Origin of the sequence: Rathayibacter sp. AY1F6 (assembly GCF_002932035.1) — a bacterium.
Lineage (GTDB): Bacteria > Actinomycetota > Actinomycetes > Actinomycetales > Microbacteriaceae > Rathayibacter.
The window spans coordinates 18,025-38,766 of record NZ_PSVD01000020.1; the positions used below are offsets into that span (position 1 = coordinate 18,025).

Here is a 20,742-nt window from a genome sequence, read left to right on the forward strand (position 1 = left end):
CGTAGGGCAGTTCTCGCCTGGACGAGATCGGCTCCCGCCGGAACGATCGCCCTCGTCCTTGCGCTCGACGGGTCAGGCCAGGCCGAGGAGGTCGAGCGTCCAGGCGTGAGCGAGGACGTTCTCCTGGTGGGACTCCTCGGGCGTCAGTCCGCTGAGGTGACCGCCCGAGGTCGCACGGAGGACGACGTGCGCGGGATCGTCGCGCTCAGCCACTGCCCGGTAGGCGCTTGCGAATTCCGCGATCGCCGACGCGTCGACTCGGGCATCGCGGAGACCGGCTCGAATCCACGCGCGCGGAAGCGGTCGGCTCCGCCCCACCATTGTGGCGATCGTCGCGAGTGGAGAGAGCCCGCTCGCGAGGATCCAGTCAGGGTCACCGAACTCCTCACGGTCGGACGCCGCCGCGGCTGCGGAGCGATCATCGAGCGCGCCGACGGGATCGAGGAAGGGATGCACGAGGTGGAGGCCACGGAGTTCTGCGGGGCGACGGAGGCAGACCGTCGCAGCGACCAGCGCGCCCGCGCTCGCCGCGGTGAGAAGGAGCCGGTGCGAGTCGATCCCTGGAAGCTCACGAAGCAACGCCAGGCAGGCGAGGAGGTCCTCGATCGGGCGCTCGCGGCCGAGGCCGGTCGCCTGCCGATGCCACTCCGGGCCGTTCTCTCCGCCCCCGCGGACATGGCAGTAGGCGATCGCGGCTCCGCGCGCGAGGAGGTCGTCCGTGAAGGGATCGAACGGCCCCTCGAGGCTGATGCCGTAGGCGCCGTAGACCTGGACGACGACGGGACAGCTGTCGGCGCCGTCAGGAGTCATCAGGGTGAGCGGGACGAGGGTGCCGTCCCGGCTCGGCGCAGTGAGTGACGTGACCTTCATCCGTTCTGTGACCTCGGTGGCGAGTGCCTTACCCGGTACAGGGGTGACGCAGTGGGCGCGGTGAGCAGGGGAGGAGACGAGCATGATCGGGTGGCGGGTGATCGGATCGACGGCGGGAACAAGGGTCCCGGCCGCCGGCGCGAGCCAGAGCGCGTCTGCCCCGCCGCCGGGCAGCCACACCGCTCTCCTGCCGGACGACCGACCGAGTACGAAGAGCTCACCCTGGGCCTCCTGCAGGTGCTCCGCCTGAAGGGCCTTCGGAACGGGAACCTCGAGAGGACGCGTCGAGCCGGTCATCCGGACGACTCCGTGCCGTCGATACAGGACCGCGAGGCCGCCCCTGCAGGCGGAGACATCCGCGTTCTCCGTGCCGAGGTCGAGGCGACGGCACGTCGGGGGACTGCTCTCCTCTCCGGTCAGCACCCAGTACCGGGAGTCGCGCGCCCCTCTCGATGCGAGTACGGCGATCGCCCCGGCGACGCTGCGCAGATCGAGCCTCCGAGCCTGATCGGGCTCTTCGAGCAGCACGTGGGGAGTCGTCAGGCTGCGATGCCACCAGACCGCCTGCCAGGGCCGACCCGCGTCGTTCCGCCTTATCCAGAGGAATCCGTCCGAGAACGATCGGATGCGCGGGGAGACGGGGCGCTCGTCCTGAACGATCTCGACGGCTCCGCTCCTGGTCGCGACGGCGACGCGGATGCGGTGATGCTCATCACCGTCCTGATCGCTCACAAGTGCGAAAGCGGCGGCGCCCGGCGAGAGCACCAGAGACTCCTGCGGTGCGATGACGAGGGTGTGCTGCACGGGGCGCCCGTCGGGATCCCGGAGGAGCACCTGCCGGGGGCCTGTCGGCTCCGCGGCTGCGCTCGACGGCTGCAGAGCTGCGAGATGTCGCAGCCGTCCGGCGATCGCAGAAACCCGAGGCGGCAGTGCGTCGCGACCCGTGATCACGTCAGACACCCTGCTCACGCAACCTCGGTCCAGGGGGACGGCGAAGCCGAGCCTGCGCGGGAATCAGGAGGATCAGCGAGAGCACGATCCACGAGCCGATGAGGCCGAGAACGACGCTCGGGACCGGCCAGATCACTACCCCTTCGCCCAGTGCAACGCGACTGACGAGCCAGCAGACCGCGCCGGTGGCGGCGACGGGTGCGGCAGCTGCTGTGGAAGCGGCGAGGGACATCGCGAGGCTCTCGGAGACGACGAGCCCGATGATCTGTCGGCGCTGCAGGCCCGCTGCCTGGAGCAGGGCGATCTCGCGCTCGCGGTTCTGCGCAGAGAGAGCGACGACAGTGGCGCTGGTGGCGAGCATCGACACGGCTACGACTGCGACGATCGTCAGAACATCGGTGAGATCGGCGCGGGTCCCGGGCCGGACCGCCGTCGTCATGGCGACGACGGACTCCACCGCGCACAGGAGCACGGCGATCGCCCCCAGCCCTGCCGTGAGCGGCGCGATCGTGGCGGTGCTGACCTGCACCCGGGCTGCTGCCGCGCGGATTCCGAGAGCCGCGACGACGAGACCCGATCGGGCGGAGAGCGCGTGCAGAGCCCGGAAGACGAGCGCGATCACCTCCGGGCAGAGGAGGTAGACGGCCACGAGGACGCTGCCTCCTACGTCGACGGCCAGGTTGAACATCGGCGCCGGTCCGGTCGCTCCGAGTTCTCGAGCAGAGGCGGATGCCGTGACAAGGCCGGAGGCGATGAGGAGGAGGGCGATGCCGCAGCCGATCCGCACCGCGCGCATCGCCGTACCCGGTCGACCGCTCCCGACTTCACGCAGCGCGGCGCTCGGCGGCGTGCGGGCGGCGCGGCGCGCGGGCAGGACTCCGCCCGCCAGAGCGGTGAGCGTGCCGAGCGCCAGCGTGACCACCGGAGCCCAGGGCGCGAGCGAGAAGCTCGGAAGATCGACCTCGGACGAGACGGCACCGTTGAATGCGGGAACCGCCCAGAACGCCAGCAGTGTCGAGAGGAGCGCTCCGATGCCGGCGCCGAGGAGACTCACGATGCCGAGCACGAGGAGAGTGACGACGAACACCTGGGCTCGGGAGGCGCCCAGCAGGAGCCAGAGCGCGTGCGTGCGTCCTGTGGCCAGAACGCTCGCTCGGCCGACGATCGTCAGGGCGACCCAGCCGACGAGCGCCACGACAGTGTAGATCGTGATCGAGAGGATCCGGAACTCCCCGAGCGCGACGCCGGCCTCCGTGACAGCGGCGGTGAATGCGGGGTCGCCGGTCCAGGCGAACTGCTGAACGCACAACCCGATCAGCGTCGCCATCAGGGCGACCACAGCGATCGCGGGAGACCATCGGCGCCACTCGTCGGCGAACAGGCGTACGACGTAACGGGACACGAGTCAGGCCCCGGCCTCTTCGAGGATGCTCAGCAGCTCATGGCTGGTGCAGCGTCCGGTCGTCCGCACGGTCCGACCATCGTGCATCACCACGACCGTGTCCGCGAGGGCTGCGGCGTCGAGATCGTGCGTGACCATCACGATCATCTGGCCCTCGTCCGCCATCGTCCGCAGAGTCGACAGGACGACCCGCGAGCTCTGCGAGTCGAGGGCGCCGGTCGGCTCGTCGGCGAAGACGATGCCGGGCCGCCGTGCAAGGGCGCGGCAGAGAGCGGTCCTCTGCTGCTCACCTCCCGAGAGCGTTCGCGCCGGCGCACGGCGCCGGTCGCGCAGGCCGAACGATTCCACGAGTCCACCGATCAGGTCGTGCGGCACGGGTGATCGGTCGAGCCTGAAGGGGAGCGCGATGTTCTCCTCGACATCGAGGAAGGGCACGAGGTTGTACTGCTGGAACACGAACCCGATCTGGGCGCGGAGCATGCGAGCGCGATCGGCCGCTGACAGCCTGTTCACGTCCCGGCCGTTGACCTCGACGACGCCGGACGTCGGCCGGTCCAGTCCGCTGAGGCACATCAGGAGAGAGGACTTGCCGGAGCCGGAGCGGCCGACGACAGCGGTGAGCCCGCCCCCTTCCAGATCGATGTCGCAGCCCCGCAGGACGGTCGTCCGCTGCCGGCCTACGGTGATGACCTGCTCGACGGCTCGAGCCTGGAGGGTGGGGATCATGAGCGTTTCTCCTCGACGAAGGTGGGGACGTCTTACTCGTGAGACGCCCGCGATCAACGTCATGCTGGATCGCGGGCGCCCGGTAGCGACTATCAGCAGTTGCCCCACGTGATCGAGCTGGGCCAGCCCGGGCACGGCGAGATGACGCTGAAGGTGCTGACGCGCGCGGCGTCGTGCGCGTCGGCCTCACCTTCGAGGGTCTGGAAATCGAGGATCCGGTTCATGTGATCACCTTCTCTCCTCGTCTCGGGCCGACTCGGTCAGAGTCCGAACGGCAGGGCGGAGCGTCCGGTCTCGAGCTCGTCGAGCGCTGCGAGCACTCCGAGCGAGCCGGTCAGGTAGTCCGACGAGAGTCGGAGGTTCTGGTTGCCGCGGAAGAAGACGCCGGTGTCGTCGAGCACGGCGTGCAGGCGCAGCGACCGGACGTGCGAGCGGAGGACCTCCTCGAGTTCCGCGCTCGGGCGGTGCAGTACGCGGCGGCGGAGGTAGACGAGGAATCCGGACAGACCGTGGGCGAGTGAGGCCTGCGCGCACTGCTGGTAGGACGCGGCGGCGTCGATGGACGCGAGGGGATCGGCGAAGAGCTCCTCGCCCGTGACCCGCCGCAGCTCCAGGATCGCCAGGCCGGGCCCGGTCGAGCCGATCCCCAGGTAAGGAAGAGTCCTCCATCCCTCATCGAACTCGAGAGTGTTGTTCCGGGTGTTCGCACAGCGCGCCAGATCGGCGTCGACGGCTCGTATCGCGAGCGTGATGTACAAGTCGTCGCCAGTGGCTTCGTGGAGTCGGGCGAACAGGATCGCGGCCGCAGACCATCCGTGCAGGAGGCCGACGGAGGCTCCTCGGACGTCCTCATCGAGCAGCGTGGTGAGATGGTGGGCCGCCTCCGACGGGTCCCCTCCGTCTGCGAGCTCGGCGAGCCCTGCACCGGCCCACCCCGACCACAGCGTCGGACCTGAAGGGGCGGCCGAGGGCCTGCGGTCGAGGACCTCGAGTGTGCGCGCGAGTCCTGCCTGGCGAGCCGCGTAGCGAATTCCCTCGCGTCCGCAGAGACCACGCGACCGCACCTGGGCCACGCGAGCGGCGAGCCAGTGATCGGCGGCCTCGAGGTCGACATCTCCGGATCGTCCTAAGACAGCGACGACTCCAGCCGCGCCGTAGGGGAATCCGGCACGGTGGTCCGCGCTGTCGCGGGCGAGGACAGGGATGTCTCCGGGAACGACCGGCGAGTCGTCCGTCCACTGAAGCACCGATGCGACACCGCGGGCGATCTGGCCGCGCAGCTGGTCGTCCGAGAGGGCGGCGAGTCGACCGACGTCTTCGTCGATCGACCTCTGACCGGAGGCGGGGAGTACGTCGAGGGTGGAGGTCCTGATCGACCGCAGCACGGCGGGCGGAACCGCGAGATCGTCTGCGGCTGCTCGGAGGAGCTGCTCGATCTTCGCGACGTTGCCCTGGTCGGCGATCGTCGCTTGGGGGAAGAGGAGATCGAGTTCGAGGATGCCGAGCGACCACTCGTCCGCTTCCGTCCCCTTCAGGCCTTCCAGGGGCTCGTAGCCGGGCGCTCCCTGGCGACAACGCCACTCCGGATCCATTCGATGCGCGAACTCGAAGTCGAGGAAGCACGGGTGCGTGCCGTTCCGCATGATGACGTTCTTCGGGTGGATGTCGCCGAGCAGCCATCCTGCGCGGTGCACGGAGGCGAGAGCGGCGTCGAGGCGAGCGACGGTCGTGGTCAGCCAGGAGGTGTATGCAGGGTCAACGACGCGCCACGGTGCTGGTCGGAGCAGCGGAGTCCTCGTCATCCATTCGCGCTTCAGATCGTTCCCCTCGATGTGCTCCATGACCAGGTATCGGTGCTCCCAGGCCGTGAAGGATCCGTAGAAGACGGGTACGCAGTCCAGGCACTGCAGATCGACGAGCACCTCCTCCTCATGAGCCAGGCGAGTCACGGCGTCGACTCCGTCGGCGTCCAACCCGGCGTGCGGGCGCGCCTCCTTGAGGACCACGATCGTCCCGATCGGCACGAATTCGTCGGTCGTCGCTTCAGCGAGATAGACACCACCACCGTTCGAGAAGTGCAGCGCTGAGAGCATCGTGAAGCCGAAGGCGACCTCTTCCTCGTTCTCCGCCCCGACAGTGACGGACTCCGGTAGTGAAGCCCACGGGGGAGGTGTGAACGTCGGCCGCCGGACGTCCTCCACCTCGTTCCCGTCCGGGTCGAGCACCGTCGAGACGAAGCCGCTCTCCGTCTCGGACGGGACGAAGGCGCCGTAACGGAAGTGCACAGGCCCGGACTTCCACCGCCGGTCGGACAGTACGTACGGGCCTCTGAACCCGCGAAGACGGACGTCGAGGTCCTCCAGCGCTCGGGCGAACTCGTCGTCCGAACCGGGATACACGGTGATGAACTTCCCAGCTCCCGCTCGATCGGCGTACTTGCCGTTCTGCATCAGAAGGTGAGAGGTGGTCGAGAGATGCTTGAAAGGCAGTCGGGAGGCGAAGCAGTAGCGTGCAGCAGCGGCGAGGACCTTCTCCGCGTCATCGAGTGTCGACGAGAGGTGGAGCTTCCATCCCTGACGAGGGAGGAGGCAACCGTCCGGCATCCAGTTCCGCCACGGCCGCGACTCCCTCACCTGCCAGTCCTCCGGAGCGAAGGACGCGACGTCGAAGGCGTCGCCATCGATGTCGTCCCCCTCCTCGGCGACCGCGTAGAACGGGTTGCCCGGGCGGCAGTACCGGAGATATTCGAGGTCGAGCGGCATCGCTTCCCTTTCCTGTCCGACTTGTCTCGCGGTGCGGGATGCGGCTCCCGGCGCTAACTTCGAGGCTAGGAAGGTCCGCAGTCGACCACCTCCCGCCGAAGTCACGGATGAGGATGACCGGAGTCACGGTGAGGGCGTGACTGCGGTCACGGGTCGGCATCCCGGAGTCGGAGCTACAGTTGTCGACATGGGCTCAACTCCGGAGACGGCGGCGGAGATCTCCGCGCCGTCAGCGGCAGGACACGAGCGGGTCGCGGTCGCGCCGTCCCTGTCGAGCACCGTGGACAGGACCGTCATCGCACTTCAGGCGATCGCCCTGTGCTGCCTCGTCCTGGCAGGGATCCTGGGCGTCGTGGACTCCGCGCAGAGAGGCACGGGTGCAGCGGTCGCGGTCACATGGCTCGCGCTGGTGCCTGTGATCGCCGGGCTCTGGGCCGTCCGGCCCCGACTGATCCGAGCGGGACACGGGGTCGCCGTGACGACGGTGTCCATCGTCGCGGCGACGCCGGTCGTCGTCTTCGGCCGGCTCGATTTCACGATCCCGGTCCTCCTCCTCGTCGTGGCGTTCGCGGTGGTCGACGTCTCGCTCCGCGCAGGGGCGCACGCGATGATCTGGATCGCCTCCGTCGGACTGGCCCTCCATGTCGGGGGCGCCGTCGGCTCGGGGAGGGCGCTGCTCTCCGGAGTGCTCGACGGTCTGCTCAACGTGGTGCCCGTGGCCGTGCTGATGTGCTTCGGGATCGCCCTGGGACTCTCTCTTCGCGGCTTCGAGAGCGAGCGATCCGCCGACCAGCGTGTGATCAGGCGGTTGCATCGCGCCTCCGAGACGGAGAAGGAGCTGCTGCTGTCGGACGAGCGCGCCCGGAGCGCACGCGAGCTCCACGACGGCCTCGGGTACAAGCTGACCCTCGTCTCGATGAGTCTCGAGCTCGCTGATCGCCTGCGCTCCGCCGATGCCGAGCAGGCGTGGGCCGAGGTCCGCACCGCCCGATCCACGTCGAGCGAGGCTCTCGCGGACATGCGGATGTGGGTACGAGCGCTCAGTCCCTTCCGGGACGCGGGCGCCCGCGGCCTGGCTGCGCTGGAGTTGATCGCGGAGTCCTTCCGCGGCACGGGCGTGACCGTGGATGTGGTCGGCGACGAGGCGTCGGACCGTGTGCTCACCAGCGACGATGAGACCGCGCTCGTCGTCTACCGAGGCGTGCAGGAAGGGCTGACGAACGCTCTGCGGCACGGCGCTGCCCGCAGAGTCCGCATCGATATCGAGACGGACGACGTCCGGCTCGAGCTCTCGCTGCTCAGCGACATCGGCGCGGGAAGGAGCAACGGGATCAGCGACGGCGAGCCTGTGCTGGGGTTCGGGCTGCGCGGCCTCGACGATCGCGCGACGGCTCGCGGAGGTCGGTTGACGGCGCGGCGCATCGGCGACCGGTTCCTCCTGCGCCTCTCGATCCCTCTCGGAGGCGCCGACGGGGAACGGGAGAGCCGCGCCTCGTGACGGAGACGACACCGAGGCGAGTGCTGCTGGTGGAGGACCAGCAGATGATCCGCCGTGGGCTGGTCATGCTCCTCTCGACGGTCGAGGGTGTCGTGGTCTCGGCCCAGGCCGAGAACGGACAGGCTGCTCTGCACATTCTGCGCACGACGGAGGTGGACGTCGTCGTCACCGACGCGCGGATGCCGGTCATGGGCGGCGTGGAGCTCGCCGCCGAGTGTGCGCAGCTCCATCCGCGTCTGCCCGTCCTCCTTCTGACGACCTTCGACGACGACGCGCTCGTGCAGGCGGCCCTCTCGGCCGGCGCTTCCGGATTCCTCCTGAAGGACACCTCGGTGGAGGGTCTCGTCGTGGCCCTCGACGCGGTGATCGCCGGCGGGATGGTGATCGATCCGCGCGTCGCCCGGCCGGCCGTCCAGCCAGGTCGCACCGGCGAGAGCCCGCTGACGCTGCTCACGCGGAGCGAGCGGGTGGTCGCCGAGCTGGTGGCCGAAGGGCGGACCAACAGGGAGATCGCGGCCGCCCTCGTGCTCGCCGAGGGCACCGTGAAGAACCACGTCTCGGCGCTGCTGCGCAAGCTCGGCCTCCGCGACCGCACCGCCCTCGCGCTCACGCTCTACAAAGGCTTCCGCCCCGACGGCGCCTGAAGGCGCTGGTCGGATTGCGGCCCAGGCGCGGCCGTCCTCGGGCGCCCGGCCCGCCGCCTATCCTTGAGGGCGATGTCGAACTCCCGCGCCGAGGCCGCCTACCTGCGCTCCCTCGGCGCCTTCCGGACGCCGACCCTCGATCTCCTCCACGGCCGCTACGCGCCGTTCGTCGTCGCCGCTCTGTCGCTCGTGTTCACGGTCGACCGGCAGGCCGTGGCGGTCGCCGACGCGCACGCCGAGGTGGGGGAGCTGCTCGAAGAGCTCCGCTCGGCCGGGTACGACGAGGGCGAGCGCGCTCTGCCGAGCGGCACGGCGCGCGAGGTGTGCCGCTACTGGGTCCGCGTCGGCTGGCTCGTGCCGCAGATCGAGGGCGAGGCCGAGGTCTACCGGCTGAGCGCCCACGCCGTGAGCGCCCTCGAGATCACCGGGCGCACCGGAGGCGGACGCACGCGCGTCTCGAACTCGCGGGTGCGCACTCTGCTGGAGGCGGTCGAGCGGCTGGCCGCGGACGTCGAGCCCGACCCGGAGGCCCGGCTCTCGCGGCTCCGCGAGGAGCGGGCGCGCCTGGACGTCGAGATCGCCGCCCTCGAGGAGGGCGCCGGTCTCGAGCCGGCCGACGACGAGCAGCTCCTGGAGGAGGCCGAGAACGTGGTGCACCTCGCCCGCGAGCTGCCGGCCGACTTCGCGCGGGTGGCGGAGTCGATCAAGGCGATGCAGCGCGACGTGGTCGCGGATCTGCGCCGCGACGTCCGCCCGACCGGCGAGGTGCTGCGGGAGTACCTCGAGCGCGGGCAGCACGTGATGCAGGCGACCAGCGAGGGCCGTGCGTTCGCCGGAGCCCTCCGCCTCCTGGGCGACCCCGAGCGGATCGACGCGCTCGCCGACCAGCTCCACACGGTGCTCGTGCAGCCGTTCTCCCGCCTGATGGACCCGGCCCAGCGCGGGGAGCTGGCCGCGATCGTCCGCCGGGTGGAGCTGGGCGTGCAGGAGGTCCTGACCGCGCAGCGTCGCGCGTCCCACGTCATCACGGGCCAGGTCCGCACCCACGATCCCGCTCGCGACCGCCAGGTGGACGAGCTGCTGCGCAACGTGATGGCGGGGCTCCAGGAGTGGACGGGCGGGATCTCGCCGGACGCGCCGGTCGCGCCGCTGCGGCACCTGCCCGTCGCCGGGATCGGCCACCTGCGCCAGACCCTGGGAGACGTGCGTCCGGCCGGCGGGCCGGCGCCCCTGGCCGGAGACGACGGCGACGCCGAGTTCGTCGGCGACGACAGCCGGGCCTGGGGCGGTCCCCGCTACGCGGAGCTGGAGGCCTACGTGGCGGAGCTCGGCGACGAGTTCGATCTGGCGGACGCGTTCAGCGCGGCTCCGGAGGACACTCGACGGCCCGTCGACCTGCTCGGGCTGCTCGAGATCGCGCACCGGACGGGCCTCGTCGACCGCGAGGGCTACTCCGTCGTGAGCACGCGCCGACCCGACGGGACCGTGCGCCGCTTCGCCTTCGGATCCGTGACCGCCCGCACTGAGGAGGAGACCGACGATGAGTGACACCCTGGCGACCGACGGGCCCGCCGCCGATCCGTTCATCGCGCCCGTGTCGATGGAGGAGGACCCCGACGAGCTCTTCCCCGGCGACCGCGGCGTCCTCGACACCGAGGTGCGCCGGGTGCTCGTGCACGTGCTGCAGCGCCGCTTCCTCCTCGCCGACCGCCACCGCGAGCAGTGGGCCGTGCTCCAGGAGCACCGGCAGCTGATCGAGTCGCGGCTGAACGACCTGTTCGTGCGGCTCGTCGTCGACCACGAGCGCGGGGTCGCCTACAAGCAGCAGGTGCGCTCCGACGAGGTCGAGATGCCGGTGCTGCTGCGCGACCTCCCCTACACCCGCGCCGAGACGCTGGTGCTGGTGCACCTGCGCACGGTCCATCAGCGGGAGTCGGCGGCCGGCGAGGCGTCGGCGCGCGTGGACGTCGAGGAGGTCGAGCAGACGGTGCTCAGCTACTTCGCCGACGCCGAGCGCGACACCGCCCGCCGGCAGCGCATGGTCCGCAAGGCGCTGGAGCGGCTCGGCCGCGACGGCATCGTCGACGAGGAGTCCGCAGGGCGGTACCGGATCAGCCCGATCGTGGAGATCGTGCTGAGCGCGCCGAAGCTGCGGGAGCTGAGCGACTGGCTGCGCGGGCGGGCGGGCGAGGCCGCTTCCTCGGTGGTCGCAGACGCGGCGCCCGCCGAGGAGCCCGGCTCGGACGACCCGGAGCAGGCGGACGACGACGCGCGCGAGGACGACGGCCTCGACGAGGACGCGGACCCGCCCACGGACGGCGTCCTGCCCGGGACCGATGTCGCGGACGACGAGCCGGCCGACGACGAGCCGCTGGACGACGAGCCGACCGACGACGACACCCCCGACCCGGAGGACGACCCCCGATGACGATGCTCGACACCCTCTTCGGCCTGATCCCCGCCGCCTCCCGCGGTCAGCAGTGGCTCGCCGAGGACCTGCAGCTGGTCAACTGGGGCGGCTACGACGGCGCGCACCGGGTCCGCTTCTCGCCGGGGGCCACACTGCTCTGCGGCGGCTCCGGCTCCGGCAAGTCCACGCTGATGGACGCCTACATCGCCCTGATGATGCCGCACACCACGCCGTTCAACGGCGCCTCGAACGGCGGAGTGACGGGCCGTCCGCGCGGCGAGGACCAGCGCAACATCCTCTCCTACGCGCGCGGCAAGCTCGACGAGTCGCGCACGGACGAGGGCACGACCATGCGCGTCCTGCGCGGCGACGGAGTCGACACCTGGACCGCCGTCGCGATGACCTGGGTCGACCACGACGGCTCGCGCTTCAGCGCGGTCCGCGCCTGGTACGTCCCGGCCGGCTCCCGGGTGCTCGAGGAGACCGTGCGGATCCGCGCGAGCGCCGAGGGCCCGGTCGACCTCGCCGCGCTCGACCGGGCGGCGGCGCACCGCTTCTCCGACGCGTCGCTGCGCGCGGCGGGCCTGGATCCGCTCGGCACCGACCGCGAGTTCTCGGCGCGTCTGCACGCGGTGCTCGGCATCGGAGCGGCGGGAGCCGGATCGAAGGCGATGAGCCTGCTCGCCCGCATCCAGGCCGGTCAGCAGATCACGACCGTCGACGACCTCTACAAGCGGCTCGTGCTCGAGGAGCCCGAGACCCTGGCCTCCGCCGACGCGATCGTCGCCCACTTCGACGAGCTCGAGAGCACCCGGCAGCGGATGCTCACCGCGCGCCAGCAGGTCGCGGCACTCGAGCCGTTGCGGGGCCTGCGTCTGCGCATCGCCGCGTCCGCGGAGCGCGTGCGCCTCATCGACGCGCTCGGGGAGTTCGACGCCCCGGTGTCGCCGGCGGCCCTGTGGCGCGCTGAGCAGCGCCTCGGCCTGCTTCGCGACGTCGAGGCCGAGCTGCGCGAGCGCACCCGCGCCGTCGACGCCGTGCTCCGCGAGAAGCGGGCCCTCGCCGAGGCGGCGGAGTCGGAGCGGGACGGGCTCGCCGAGGTGCTGCGGGCCTCCGGCGGCGACCGCCTCGAGACGGCCCAGCGCGAGCTTCGCGAGGTGGAGCGGCGGCTGGGAGCGGCGCGCGAGAACCGCGCGCGGCTCGAGGACGACCTGCGCGCTCTCGGCGAGCCGGAGACCACCCGCGAGCGGTTCGAGGCGGTGCTCGCCCGGGCGGCGAGCGCGCCCGACGCCAAGCGCAGCACCCGTGCGGCCTGGTCGGACGCGGTCGCCGAGCGGAAGGCCGCGGCGCGCGAGCTCGCCGAGCTCGAGGCGGAGCAGCGCTCGGCCTCGGACCGTCGGGACAGCATCCCCCGGCCTCTGCACGAGGCGCGGGAGCGGATCGCGGAGGCAGCCGGCCTCACCGCCGACGACCTGCCCTTCGTCGGCGAGCTGGTCGAGGTGCGTGCCGAGTTCGAGCCCTGGCGCGAGGCGTTCACGCTCGCCCTCGGCGGCTTCGCGACGACGCTCATGATCGACTCCGCCCACCTCGACCGCTTCCGCCGCGCCATCGACTCCCTCCGGCTCCCGGTCCGGCTCCGCTACGAGGGCGTGGAGACCGGGCTCGAGGAGGTGCGGGGCCTCGACCCGCAGACGCTCCCCGGGCGCCTCGACTACCGCGCCACCGCCTTCACCGGCTGGCTGCAGGACCGGCTCGAGGACCGCTTCGGCTACGTGTGCGTCGACAGCGCTGCGGAGCTCGGACGCCACCGGCTCGCCCTGACCCTCGCCGGTCAGCTCTCGCAGGGGCAGCGCGGTGCGCACGGCGGCCACGGCGCCGCGAACGTCCTCGGCTTCTCCAACACCGGTCGTCTCCGCGAGCTGAACGCCCTGGTCGAGGCGGCCCGGGCCCGCAGCGCGGCGGCCGTCTCGGCGGCGTCGGCGGCGGAGGAGGCCCTCGATGCGCTCGACGACCGGATGACGCGCCACGCCCGCCTCGCGCTGGTGAGCTGGGAGACGGTCGACGTCGAGTCGCTGCTCGCCGAGCAGGAGCGCTGGGAGGCGGTCGGCGCCGAGGCGGCGGAGGCGAACCCCGAGCTCGCAGGCCTGCAGGAGCAGATCGACGGGCTGCGCGGCCGCCTCGAGCGCCTCCGCCAGGAGATCGCGCGCGCCGGTGTGGAACGCGAGCGGATCGAGGCGGAGTGGGCCGTCGTGGTCGACGACGTCGACGCGAGCCAGGCGGTTCTCGATGCGGCGGAGCGCGCAGGACGCGAGCTCGACGACGACCAGCGCGCCTTCCTGGACGCCCGGTTCACGCTGACCGAGGCCGCGGCGTCCGGCAGCGCCTCGGACGTCCTGGTCCGCTTCGACGCAGCACTCGCCACGGCGGCGCAGCGACTGGCGGAGGACCGCCGCTCCGCGGCCGAGGCGCACGAGCAGCAGCGCGAGAGCGCCGGCCGGATCATGGCCGGCTTCCTCGACCGCTGGCCGAATCCCAACCTGCTCGCGGACCCCGAGGCGTCCGCGGGCGACTTCGAGCGGCTGCTCGACGCCCTCGAGACCAGCGGCCTGCACCGGCTCGAGACCGAGTGGCGCGACAGCCTGCTCACGCTCTCCGGCAACGACCTCACGAGCTTCGACTCCACGCTCGGCCGCTCGCTGCGCGAGATCCGCGAGCGGATCGAGCCGATCAACGTGATCATGCAGGATCTGCCGTTCTACGACGACGGCCACCGCCTGCAGATCACGACGCGCGAGAACCAGTCGGAGGTGCGCCGTCGCTTCCGCCGCGAGCTCCGCGAGGTGCGCGCGCAGATCCAGGCCGTGTCCGCGGAGGAGGAGCGCGAGCAGGTCTACCGGCGGATGTCCCGGCTCATCCAGCGGCTGCGGCGCACCGCGCCCGACTTCGGCGACCTCGTCGACGTCCGCAACCACGTCCGGGTCAGCGCCGAGCGCGTGGACGCCGTCACCCGAGCGCACGTGGCGCTGTACGACCACATCGGCGAGAAGTCCGGCGGGGAGTCGCAGGAGCTGATCGCCTTCATCGTCGGAGCGGCGCTGCGCTATCAGCTCGGCGACGCGGGAGCAGACCGCCCCCGGTACGCGCCGGTCTTCATGGACGAGGCGCTGATCAAGGCCGACGCCCACTTCACCAAGCGGGCGATCGGTGCGTGGCGCGGTCTCGGCTTCCAGCTCGTGATCGGCGCCCCGAACGACAAGTACAGCGCGATCGAGCCGCACGTCGAGGTGGAGTACGACATCCTCAAGGACACGCGCGGACGCTCCTGGGCCAGGCCGAAGGTGGGCCTGGCCCCCTAGGGCTGCGTGCCGATCTTCGCGTGGCTGCGCGAGTAGGCGAAGTAGATCGCGAAGCCCACGGCCAGCCAGATCAGGAAGCGCAGCCAGGTCTCGATCGAGAGGTTGAGCATCAGGTAGGTGCAGATCAGGGCGGAGAGGAGCGGGAGCCACGGGTTCAGCGGGACCCGGAAGCCGCGCTTCAGGTCGGGCCGCTTGCGGCGCAGCACCACGACGCCGACCGAGACCAGCACGAACGCCGAGAGCGTGCCGATGTTGACCATCTCCTCGAGCACGCCGATCGGAGTGAGCCCGGCGAGCAGCGCGACGACGATGGTCACGACCACGGAGGTGAACCACGGCGTGCGCAGGCGCGGGTGGACGGTGGCCAGGCGCCGGGGGAGGAGTCCGTCGCGCGCCATCGCGAAGATGATGCGCGTCGCTCCGATCAGCAGCGTCAGCACGACGGTGGTCAGACCGGCGACGGCGCCGGCCGAGATGACCGTCGCCATCCAGGTCTGCCCGTGGTAGGCGAACGCGTTGGCGAGCGCGGCCGACGGGTCGAGCTCGCGGTAGGGGACCATGCCGGTCACGACGAGGGCGACGGCGCAGTACAGGACCGTGCAGATGATCAGCGAGGCGATGATGCCGATGGGCAGGTCGCGCTGGGGGCGGCGGGTCTCCTCCGCGGTCGTCGCGACGACGTCGAACCCGATGTAGGCGAAGAACACCAGGGAGGCGCCAGCGATGATGCCGCCGACCCCGAACGTGGCCGGCTCGATGCCCGAGAGGAACTGGAGCAGCGGCTGGGTCAGACCGGACGCGGACGGCGAGGGCTCGGCGGCGGGGACGAACGGGGTGTAGTTGGCGGTGTTCACGAACTGCAGGCCCGCGATGATGACGAACAGGACGATGAACAGCTTGATCGCGACGAGCACCAGGTTGACGCGCAGCGATTCCTTGATCCCGAAGGTCATCAGCGCGCCGAGCACGAGGACGAGCAGGATCGCCGGCACGTCGACCACGCCGCCGTAGGTGAGCGCCGGCGGGAGAGTCACTCCCAGCTGCTGCAGCAGCGACCCGAGGTACGCGCTCCACCCCTGCGCGACCACGCTCGCTCCGAGGAACAGCTCGAGGATCAGGTCCCAGCCGATGATCCAGGCGAAGAGCTCGCCGAGGGAGGCGTAGGAGAAGGTGTAGGCGGAGCCCGACACCGGGACCGTGGAGGCGAACTCGGCGTAGCACATGGCCGCGAGGGCGCAGGCGAAGGCGGCGACGACGAAGCTCAGGACGATCGCCGGTCCGGCGATGTCATGGGCGGCGCGGCCGGTGAGGGTGAAGATGCCGGCGCCGATGACGACTCCGACGCCGAAGACCGTGAGATCGAGCGCGGTCAGCGACTTCTTGAGCTTGTACTCGGGCTCATCGGTGTCGGCGATCGACTGCTCGACGGACTTGGTGCGGAGGAGGCTCACGGTGGTTCTCTCTGTGGGCTGCGGGGTGGAGGCGCGAGGGCCACTGGGGAGGATAGCGGGGCGGGCGCCTCTGCCGCGCCGGGCGTCGCGCGAGTACGCTTCCCGGCCATGAGCAGGATCTTCTCCGTGGCGTTCGCCGACGTGCACCCCCTCTACGTGGCGAAGGCGGAGCGCAAGGGCCGGACGAGGGAGGAGGTCGACGAGGCGGTCCGCTGGCTCACCGGCTTCTCGGACGAGGAGCTGGCCCGGCACCTCGAGAGCAGGACGACCTTCGAGGAGTTCTTCGCGGCGGCGCGCCTGCCTCCGCAGGCCTCGGCGATCACGGGGGTGATCTGCGGCGTGCGGGTCGAGACGATCGAGGATCCGCTGATGCAGCGCATCCGGTACCTCGACAAGCTGATCGACGAGATCGCGAAGGGACGGCCGATGGCGAAGGTGCTGCGGGCTCCCGCGGCCGGCTGAGCCGCCGGCCCCGGGCGCTCCTCCACAGGCGCCGATCCGCTCCGGTTCTCCCCGGTCCGGGCCGGCGGGATCTCGCGCCGCCGGCGACGCGAGCAGGGTGTCGGACATGACATTCACACAGCGAACCCCTGCTCCTCCGTCCCGCCGCCGCGATCCCGAAGTCCTGCGGGCGAGCGCGATCCAGGACCTCCTGGCGGCCGTCCCCTCCATCATCGGCATCCGTCCGGAGGAGTCCGTCGTGGTGGTGCCGTTCCTCGGCACGCGCGCCGGAGGCGGCTTCCGGATCCCGCTCCCGGAGACGCTGCGCGGGATGGAGGCGGAGGCGCTGGCGGGCGGCTGCGCGGCCATGATGGAGACGATGCCGCGGGCCACCGGTGTGCTGGTGGTGGTCTGCACCCGTGCGGGCTACGCCGAGGAGCGGGGGATCCCGCATCTCGACCTCGGCCACGCGGTGCTCCGGCGCCTGGAGCGCACGCGCCTGGACATCATCGCCGTGGCCTGCATCGCCGCCGACGGATGGGGGCGCTACACGGACGCCGAGGAGTGCCGCAGGCCACGTCCGCTCCTCGAGATCGAGCGGAGCGAGACCGGCGTCCTCGCCCGAGCGGTGGCCGACGAGCCACTGGACATCGACGCGCTCTCCGTGCTGCCGCCGGTCCTCGAGGAGGATCGCGCGCTCGTCGCGGAGGTGCTCCGCCGGCCGCCCCTGGTCGGCGACACGGAACGGCTCGTCGAGCGCTGGCTCAGCGGACCGCGGGACGTCCGCCGCGAAGGACTGATCGTGCGGACCCTGCAGTCGCCGCCCCTCCGCGACCGGGTGACCGTGCAGATCGCGCGGAGCCCGCAGGCAGGAGTGGGAGTGCCGCCCGGCGCGGTGGGCGACGCCCGCGCCGGAACGGACGACGACCACGACCTCGAGCTGTCGGCCCTGCTGCTCGGCAGCGGGCGTGCTCCGGAGCGCGGCCGTCTGGCGCGGGCGACCGGGCTCCTCGCCCGCGCCGCCGCGCTGGCGCCGGAGGAGGCGCGCTCCTCCGTGCTCACCGTTCTCGCGTGGTGCTGGTGGGCGAGGGGAGTCTCGAGCCTCGCGGGGCTCCACCTCGACGAGGCGCTGCGGCTCGACCCCGACGACTCGATGGCCCGGCTCTACGCCTCGCTGTTCGCGGCCCGCCCCCTGCCGGACTGGGTGCTCGCGGCCGCTGCCGAGGCCCTCGATGCCGCGAGCGCCTGAGGTCGGGCGCGGGCCGGTGCGCTCGCCCGGAGACGGATGCTCTTGCGCGGGGGAGGGGACGGCCCTAATGTGCAACCACATGGTTGTACGAATGGACGCCGACATCGACCTGCTCTTCCGGGCGCTGGCCGACAGCACCCGCCGCGACATCGTCGCCCGGGTGCTGGTCGGCGAGCAGTCCGTCTCCGCACTCGCGGCGCGCTACGAGATGTCGTTCGCGGCGGTGCAGAAGCACGTGGCCGTCCTCGAGCGGGCGGCACTCGTCCGCAAGCGGAGGAGGGGGCGGGAGCAGCTGGTGCAGGGCGAGGTCGCCGCAGTGCGGCGGGCGTCGCGCCTGCTCGACGCCTACGAGCAGCTGTGGGCGGGGAGGATCGACCGCATGTCGGACCTCCTCGACGAGGAGTGACACCCGCGAGCCGACCGGCGCGCGGGATCTGCTGGAGGGAGAGGCGCGATGAGCGTGCTGCAGTCCGTGAAGGACATCGAGGAACTGACCCTGACCGTGACCGCCGAGTTCGACGCGGGGATCGAGCGCGTCTGGCTCCTCTGGACGGATCCGCGCCGCCTCGAGCGCTGGTGGGGGCCGCCGACCTGGCCGGCGACCTTCGAGCGGCACGAGCCGGTCGAGGGCGGACGGAGCGCCTACGTCATGACGGGACCGGACGGCGAGCAGGCGCGCGGCTGGTGGCGCGTGACCCGGGTGGAGGAGCCGACGCGGTTCGAGTTCGAGGACGGCTTCGCCGACGAGCGCGGCGACCCGGTCGACGCGCTGGGGATCACCCGGGCCACGGTCACCCTCGACGAGATCGAGCCGGGGCGCACGCGGATGGTCCTCAGCAGCCGTTTCGAGTCGGTCGAGCAGCTCGAGCAGATGGTCCAGATGGGCATGGAGGAGGGACTCCGCCAGGCGATGGGGCAGATCGACGCGATCCTGCTCGAGGACTGAGTCGGCGCCCATGGAGGTTCGGCGCTCGCCGCGCCGAGCCTCCGCGCTACTGCTCGGGGTCGGTGAGGGCGGCGGCGTAGGCGCGGACGGAGCGCTGGTACCGGGGGAGCCCCGGAGCCAGCGCCTCCAGCGCGATCCGCAGGGCCTCGTCGACGCGCCCGGCGCTGTGCAGGGCGAGCGCGAGGAACACCTCCCGCGCGGAGCCCACCGCGGGGTGCGCGGCGGCGCCGGCGAGGAGGTCGATCGCCTCATCGGTGCGGCCGAGGTTCCGGAGTGTCGAGGCGTACTGGATCGTCAACCGCGCCCGCCGCTCGTCATCCAGGCCGGCTGCGAGGGCGCGCTCGTACTCGACCGCCGCCTCCGCCCCGTGTCCCGCGCTGTCGAGGGCGCCGCCCAGCTCGAAAGCGGCGACTCCGTCGTGTCCCGGGTAGCGGGCTGCGAGGACGCGCATCCGCTCGACGACGCCGTCCGGGTCGTCCTGAGCGTCGAGGCGCTCGACCGCCGCGAGCCAGAGGGCGAGCGCGTCGGTCTCGGGGCGATCGGGGTCGGAGGCGCGTGTCTCGGTCACGCCTCCGACGCTACCGCGCCCGCACAGTGCGGCGGAGCGGGGCTACGAGGCGGTCGAGTCGGCGCCGTCGTCGTCCGACCCGCCGTCGTCGGAGCCGGAGGTGCCCGCTCCGACCGGCGCGGCGCGTCGGCCGGCCTCGATCAGGGCGGTCGACGCAGCCGCTCCGCCGATCAGGGCGAACAGCACCCAGCCGGCTCCCCACTTGCGCTTGCCGATCAGGGCGTCGAACGAGAGCGCGCCGGGGCCGTCCGCGACGATCGCGGCCGTCGCCGCGACGAGGACGGCGTTGTACTCCCACCCGCCGCCCGCGTTCCACAGGCCGTTGCTCCAGTGCACCTTGCGCACGGCGGTGACCATCGTGGCGACGAGTCCGGCGGCGGCGAGCGGAGTCGCGGCGCCGAGGGCGAGAGCGGCGCCTCCGGCCGTCTCGGTCACCGCTGCGGCGACGGCGTTGCGCCGGGCCGGGTGCATCTCCAGGCTCGACATCATCTGCTCGGTGCCGTCGAGGCCGGGGCCGTCGAACGAGCCCCGCAGCTTCTGCAGACCGTGTCCGACGAAGAGCCCGCCGACGGCGAGACGGAGAACGAGTGAGCCGACCTTCATGGTGACCTCCGGGGTGGGGTGGGGACGTGTAGTGCGAGGGTCCCGGCTGCGCCGCGCCCGGTCAAGGGGTCGCGCCCGGTGAGCGGGCCGCGCGGGAGGCGTGCGCGGTCGGGGAGGGCTCAGAGCAGCGTGTAGGCGGAGGCGTCCATCATCACGGTGCCGTCGGTGCACACCTGGAGCTCGGCGGGGGCGCGGACCGCGCCGTCCGGGGCGTCGAGGACCTCGGCGACGAGGTACGCGGAGGTCCCGACCGTGCAGCCGTAGGCGCCGGGGGAGTGCCAGGCGACCCGGACGTCCGCCCGGGCGCCCGGGACGAGGATCACGGGAGCGTCGGGGTTCGGGCCGGACGCGTCGGCGACCGCGCTGATCCGGTTCCCGTCGGCGTCGGTCGCGTAGACGCCGGGGATGCCCGCGAGAGCGCAGTCGGAGGAGGAGGTGCTGGTGAGCACGAGGTCGAAGGCGCTGTTCCCGGCACCCGACGCGTCGGGGTCGGGGCGGTACTCCATCGTCAGGTCGGAGCCTGTGCAGCGCGCCGCCGCCGGATCCGCGGCGGGAGAACCGGTCGACGAGGGCTCGGGGGTCGCCGTGACCGTCACGGTCACGGTGGGAGTCGGCGTCGGAGCGGGAGTCGGCGAAGACGTCGGGGTCGCGGTCGGCGTCGGGAGCGGCGTCCGCGCGGACGGGGCTCCGCCGCTGCCCGCGCAGCCGGAGAGGACGAGGACGAGTGCTGCTGCTGCCAGCGCGGAGGCGCCGGTCCGGTGCGAGAACGTGCTCATGTCCGCAGTCTGCCACCGCCCGGACCGATCGGCTCCGCGGATCCGCGAGCATGCTCGGAGGTCCCGGTCAGGGAGGAGGAGGACGGATG

At 71.9% G+C, this 20,742-nt stretch carries 18 protein-coding genes; 9 read left to right on the plus strand and 9 right to left on the minus strand.

All coding sequences use genetic code 11. The annotated features are described in order from the left end of the window. Window positions 1–72: 72 nt before the first annotated feature. The 5 genes from C5C44_RS13775 to lanKC form a co-directional block, all read right to left on the minus strand. A complete protein-coding gene (locus C5C44_RS13775; protein WP_146084346.1) occupies window positions 73–1,674 on the minus strand; it encodes a prolyl oligopeptidase family serine peptidase in 1,602 nt (533 codons plus the stop codon). Between the two features lie 148 nt (window positions 1,675–1,822). Next, window positions 1,823–3,223, minus strand: a complete 1,401-nt coding sequence (locus tag C5C44_RS13780) for an FtsX-like permease family protein (RefSeq protein ID WP_104336022.1) — start codon at window positions 3,221–3,223, stop codon at window positions 1,823–1,825. Between the two features lie 3 nt (window positions 3,224–3,226). Beyond that, window positions 3,227–3,949 (minus strand): ABC transporter ATP-binding protein, encoded by a 723-nt coding sequence (locus C5C44_RS13785; RefSeq protein WP_104225415.1) that lies wholly within the window; start codon window positions 3,947–3,949, stop codon window positions 3,227–3,229. Between the two features lie 92 nt (window positions 3,950–4,041). After that, window positions 4,042–4,173, minus strand: a complete 132-nt coding sequence (locus C5C44_RS17380; protein WP_258059251.1) for a hypothetical protein — start codon at window positions 4,171–4,173, stop codon at window positions 4,042–4,044. A gap of 36 nt (window positions 4,174–4,209) precedes the next feature. Then, window positions 4,210–6,711 carry a class III lanthionine synthetase LanKC gene (gene lanKC / locus C5C44_RS13790; RefSeq protein ID WP_104336023.1) on the minus strand — a complete coding sequence of 834 codons (2,502 nt, stop codon included), beginning with the start codon at window positions 6,709–6,711 and terminating at the stop codon, window positions 4,210–4,212. A 187-nt stretch (window positions 6,712–6,898) separates the two neighbouring features. On the opposite strand from lanKC, the gene C5C44_RS13795 reads away from it, so the two are divergent. The 5 genes from C5C44_RS13795 (at window position 6,899) to C5C44_RS13815 (ending at window position 14,619) form a co-directional block, all read left to right on the plus strand. Next, on the plus strand, window positions 6,899–8,209 hold the full coding sequence (locus C5C44_RS13795) for a sensor histidine kinase (RefSeq protein WP_104222531.1): 1,311 nt from the start codon (window positions 6,899–6,901) through the stop codon (window positions 8,207–8,209). Then, window positions 8,206–8,853: a response regulator transcription factor gene (locus tag C5C44_RS13800; RefSeq protein WP_258059250.1), complete on the plus strand. Its 648-nt coding sequence runs from the start codon at window positions 8,206–8,208 to the stop codon at window positions 8,851–8,853. Before C5C44_RS13795 ends, C5C44_RS13800 begins: the two co-directional genes overlap by 4 nt. A 72-nt stretch (window positions 8,854–8,925) precedes the next feature. Continuing rightward, entirely contained in the window at window positions 8,926–10,401 is a 1,476-nt protein-coding gene (locus C5C44_RS13805; RefSeq protein ID WP_104336024.1) for a DUF3375 domain-containing protein, read from the plus strand. Beyond that, window positions 10,394–11,281: a DUF4194 domain-containing protein gene (locus tag C5C44_RS13810; protein WP_104336025.1), complete on the plus strand. Its 888-nt coding sequence runs from the start codon at window positions 10,394–10,396 to the stop codon at window positions 11,279–11,281. Before C5C44_RS13805 ends, C5C44_RS13810 begins: the two co-directional genes overlap by 8 nt. Next, entirely contained in the window at window positions 11,278–14,619 is a 3,342-nt protein-coding gene (locus C5C44_RS13815) for an ATP-binding protein (RefSeq protein ID WP_104336026.1), read from the plus strand. The genes C5C44_RS13810 and C5C44_RS13815 overlap by 4 nt, the downstream gene beginning before the upstream one ends. Here the strand turns inward: C5C44_RS13815 and C5C44_RS13820 are convergent. Beyond that, on the minus strand, window positions 14,616–16,070 hold the full coding sequence (locus C5C44_RS13820) for an amino acid permease (RefSeq protein WP_104233381.1): 1,455 nt from the start codon (window positions 16,068–16,070) through the stop codon (window positions 14,616–14,618). The genes C5C44_RS13815 and C5C44_RS13820 overlap by 4 nt on opposite strands. 108 nt (window positions 16,071–16,178) lie before the next feature. Here C5C44_RS13820 and C5C44_RS13825 point away from each other — a divergent pair, with 108 nt between their 5' ends. From C5C44_RS13825 to C5C44_RS13840, 4 genes are all read left to right on the plus strand, one after another. After that, window positions 16,179–16,532: a DUF2200 domain-containing protein gene (locus tag C5C44_RS13825; protein ID WP_104225408.1), complete on the plus strand. Its 354-nt coding sequence runs from the start codon at window positions 16,179–16,181 to the stop codon at window positions 16,530–16,532. Between the two features lie 106 nt (window positions 16,533–16,638). Next, window positions 16,639–17,760 (plus strand): DUF4192 family protein, encoded by a 1,122-nt coding sequence (locus C5C44_RS13830; protein ID WP_104336027.1) that lies wholly within the window; start codon window positions 16,639–16,641, stop codon window positions 17,758–17,760. Window positions 17,761–17,839: 79 nt separating this feature from the next. Further along, window positions 17,840–18,166 carry a metalloregulator ArsR/SmtB family transcription factor gene (locus tag C5C44_RS13835; RefSeq protein WP_104222609.1) on the plus strand — a complete coding sequence of 109 codons (327 nt, stop codon included), beginning with the start codon at window positions 17,840–17,842 and terminating at the stop codon, window positions 18,164–18,166. Between the two features lie 48 nt (window positions 18,167–18,214). Continuing rightward, window positions 18,215–18,706, plus strand: a complete 492-nt coding sequence (locus C5C44_RS13840; protein WP_104222538.1) for an SRPBCC domain-containing protein — start codon at window positions 18,215–18,217, stop codon at window positions 18,704–18,706. A 46-nt stretch (window positions 18,707–18,752) separates the two neighbouring features. On the opposite strand, the gene C5C44_RS13845 is transcribed toward C5C44_RS13840, so the two are convergent. The 3 genes from C5C44_RS13845 to C5C44_RS17110 all read right to left on the minus strand — a co-directional run bounded on the left by C5C44_RS13845 (window position 18,753) and on the right by C5C44_RS17110 (window position 20,653). After that, on the minus strand, window positions 18,753–19,274 hold the full coding sequence (locus tag C5C44_RS13845) for a tetratricopeptide repeat protein (protein ID WP_258066747.1): 522 nt from the start codon (window positions 19,272–19,274) through the stop codon (window positions 18,753–18,755). A gap of 42 nt (window positions 19,275–19,316) precedes the next feature. Next, the gene (locus C5C44_RS13850) at window positions 19,317–19,877 is read right to left on the minus strand and encodes a DoxX family protein (protein ID WP_104336028.1); all 561 of its coding nucleotides are present in this window, start codon (window positions 19,875–19,877) and stop codon (window positions 19,317–19,319) included. Window positions 19,878–19,996: 119 nt separating this feature from the next. After that, a complete protein-coding gene (locus C5C44_RS17110; RefSeq protein ID WP_181132845.1) occupies window positions 19,997–20,653 on the minus strand; it encodes a DUF4232 domain-containing protein in 657 nt (218 codons plus the stop codon). Window positions 20,654–20,742: the final 89 nt, after the last annotated feature.

Bases quoted from the DNA above. Each gene is read 5' to 3' on its own strand.
- C5C44_RS13795 (WP_104222531.1), top strand. From the start codon at position 6,899: ATGGGCTCAACTCCGGAGACGGCGGCGGAGATCTCCGCGCCGTCAGCG.
- lanKC (WP_104336023.1), bottom strand. From the start codon at position 6,711: ATGCCGCTCGACCTCGAATATCTCCGGTACTGCCGCCCGGGCAACCCG.
- C5C44_RS13835 (WP_104222609.1), top strand. From the start codon at position 17,840: ATGGTTGTACGAATGGACGCCGACATCGACCTGCTCTTCCGGGCGCTG.
- C5C44_RS13830 (WP_104336027.1), top strand. From the start codon at position 16,639: ATGACATTCACACAGCGAACCCCTGCTCCTCCGTCCCGCCGCCGCGAT.
- C5C44_RS17110 (WP_181132845.1), bottom strand. From the start codon at position 20,653: ATGAGCACGTTCTCGCACCGGACCGGCGCCTCCGCGCTGGCAGCAGCA.
- C5C44_RS13785 (WP_104225415.1), bottom strand. From the start codon at position 3,949: ATGATCCCCACCCTCCAGGCTCGAGCCGTCGAGCAGGTCATCACCGTA.
- C5C44_RS13840 (WP_104222538.1), top strand. From the start codon at position 18,215: ATGAGCGTGCTGCAGTCCGTGAAGGACATCGAGGAACTGACCCTGACC.
- C5C44_RS13850 (WP_104336028.1), bottom strand. From the start codon at position 19,877: ATGAAGGTCGGCTCACTCGTTCTCCGTCTCGCCGTCGGCGGGCTCTTC.
- C5C44_RS13805 (WP_104336024.1), top strand. From the start codon at position 8,926: ATGTCGAACTCCCGCGCCGAGGCCGCCTACCTGCGCTCCCTCGGCGCC.
- C5C44_RS17380 (WP_258059251.1), bottom strand. From the start codon at position 4,173: ATGAACCGGATCCTCGATTTCCAGACCCTCGAAGGTGAGGCCGACGCG.
- C5C44_RS13815 (WP_104336026.1), top strand. From the start codon at position 11,278: ATGACGATGCTCGACACCCTCTTCGGCCTGATCCCCGCCGCCTCCCGC.
- C5C44_RS13825 (WP_104225408.1), top strand. From the start codon at position 16,179: ATGAGCAGGATCTTCTCCGTGGCGTTCGCCGACGTGCACCCCCTCTAC.
- C5C44_RS13810 (WP_104336025.1), top strand. From the start codon at position 10,394: ATGAGTGACACCCTGGCGACCGACGGGCCCGCCGCCGATCCGTTCATC.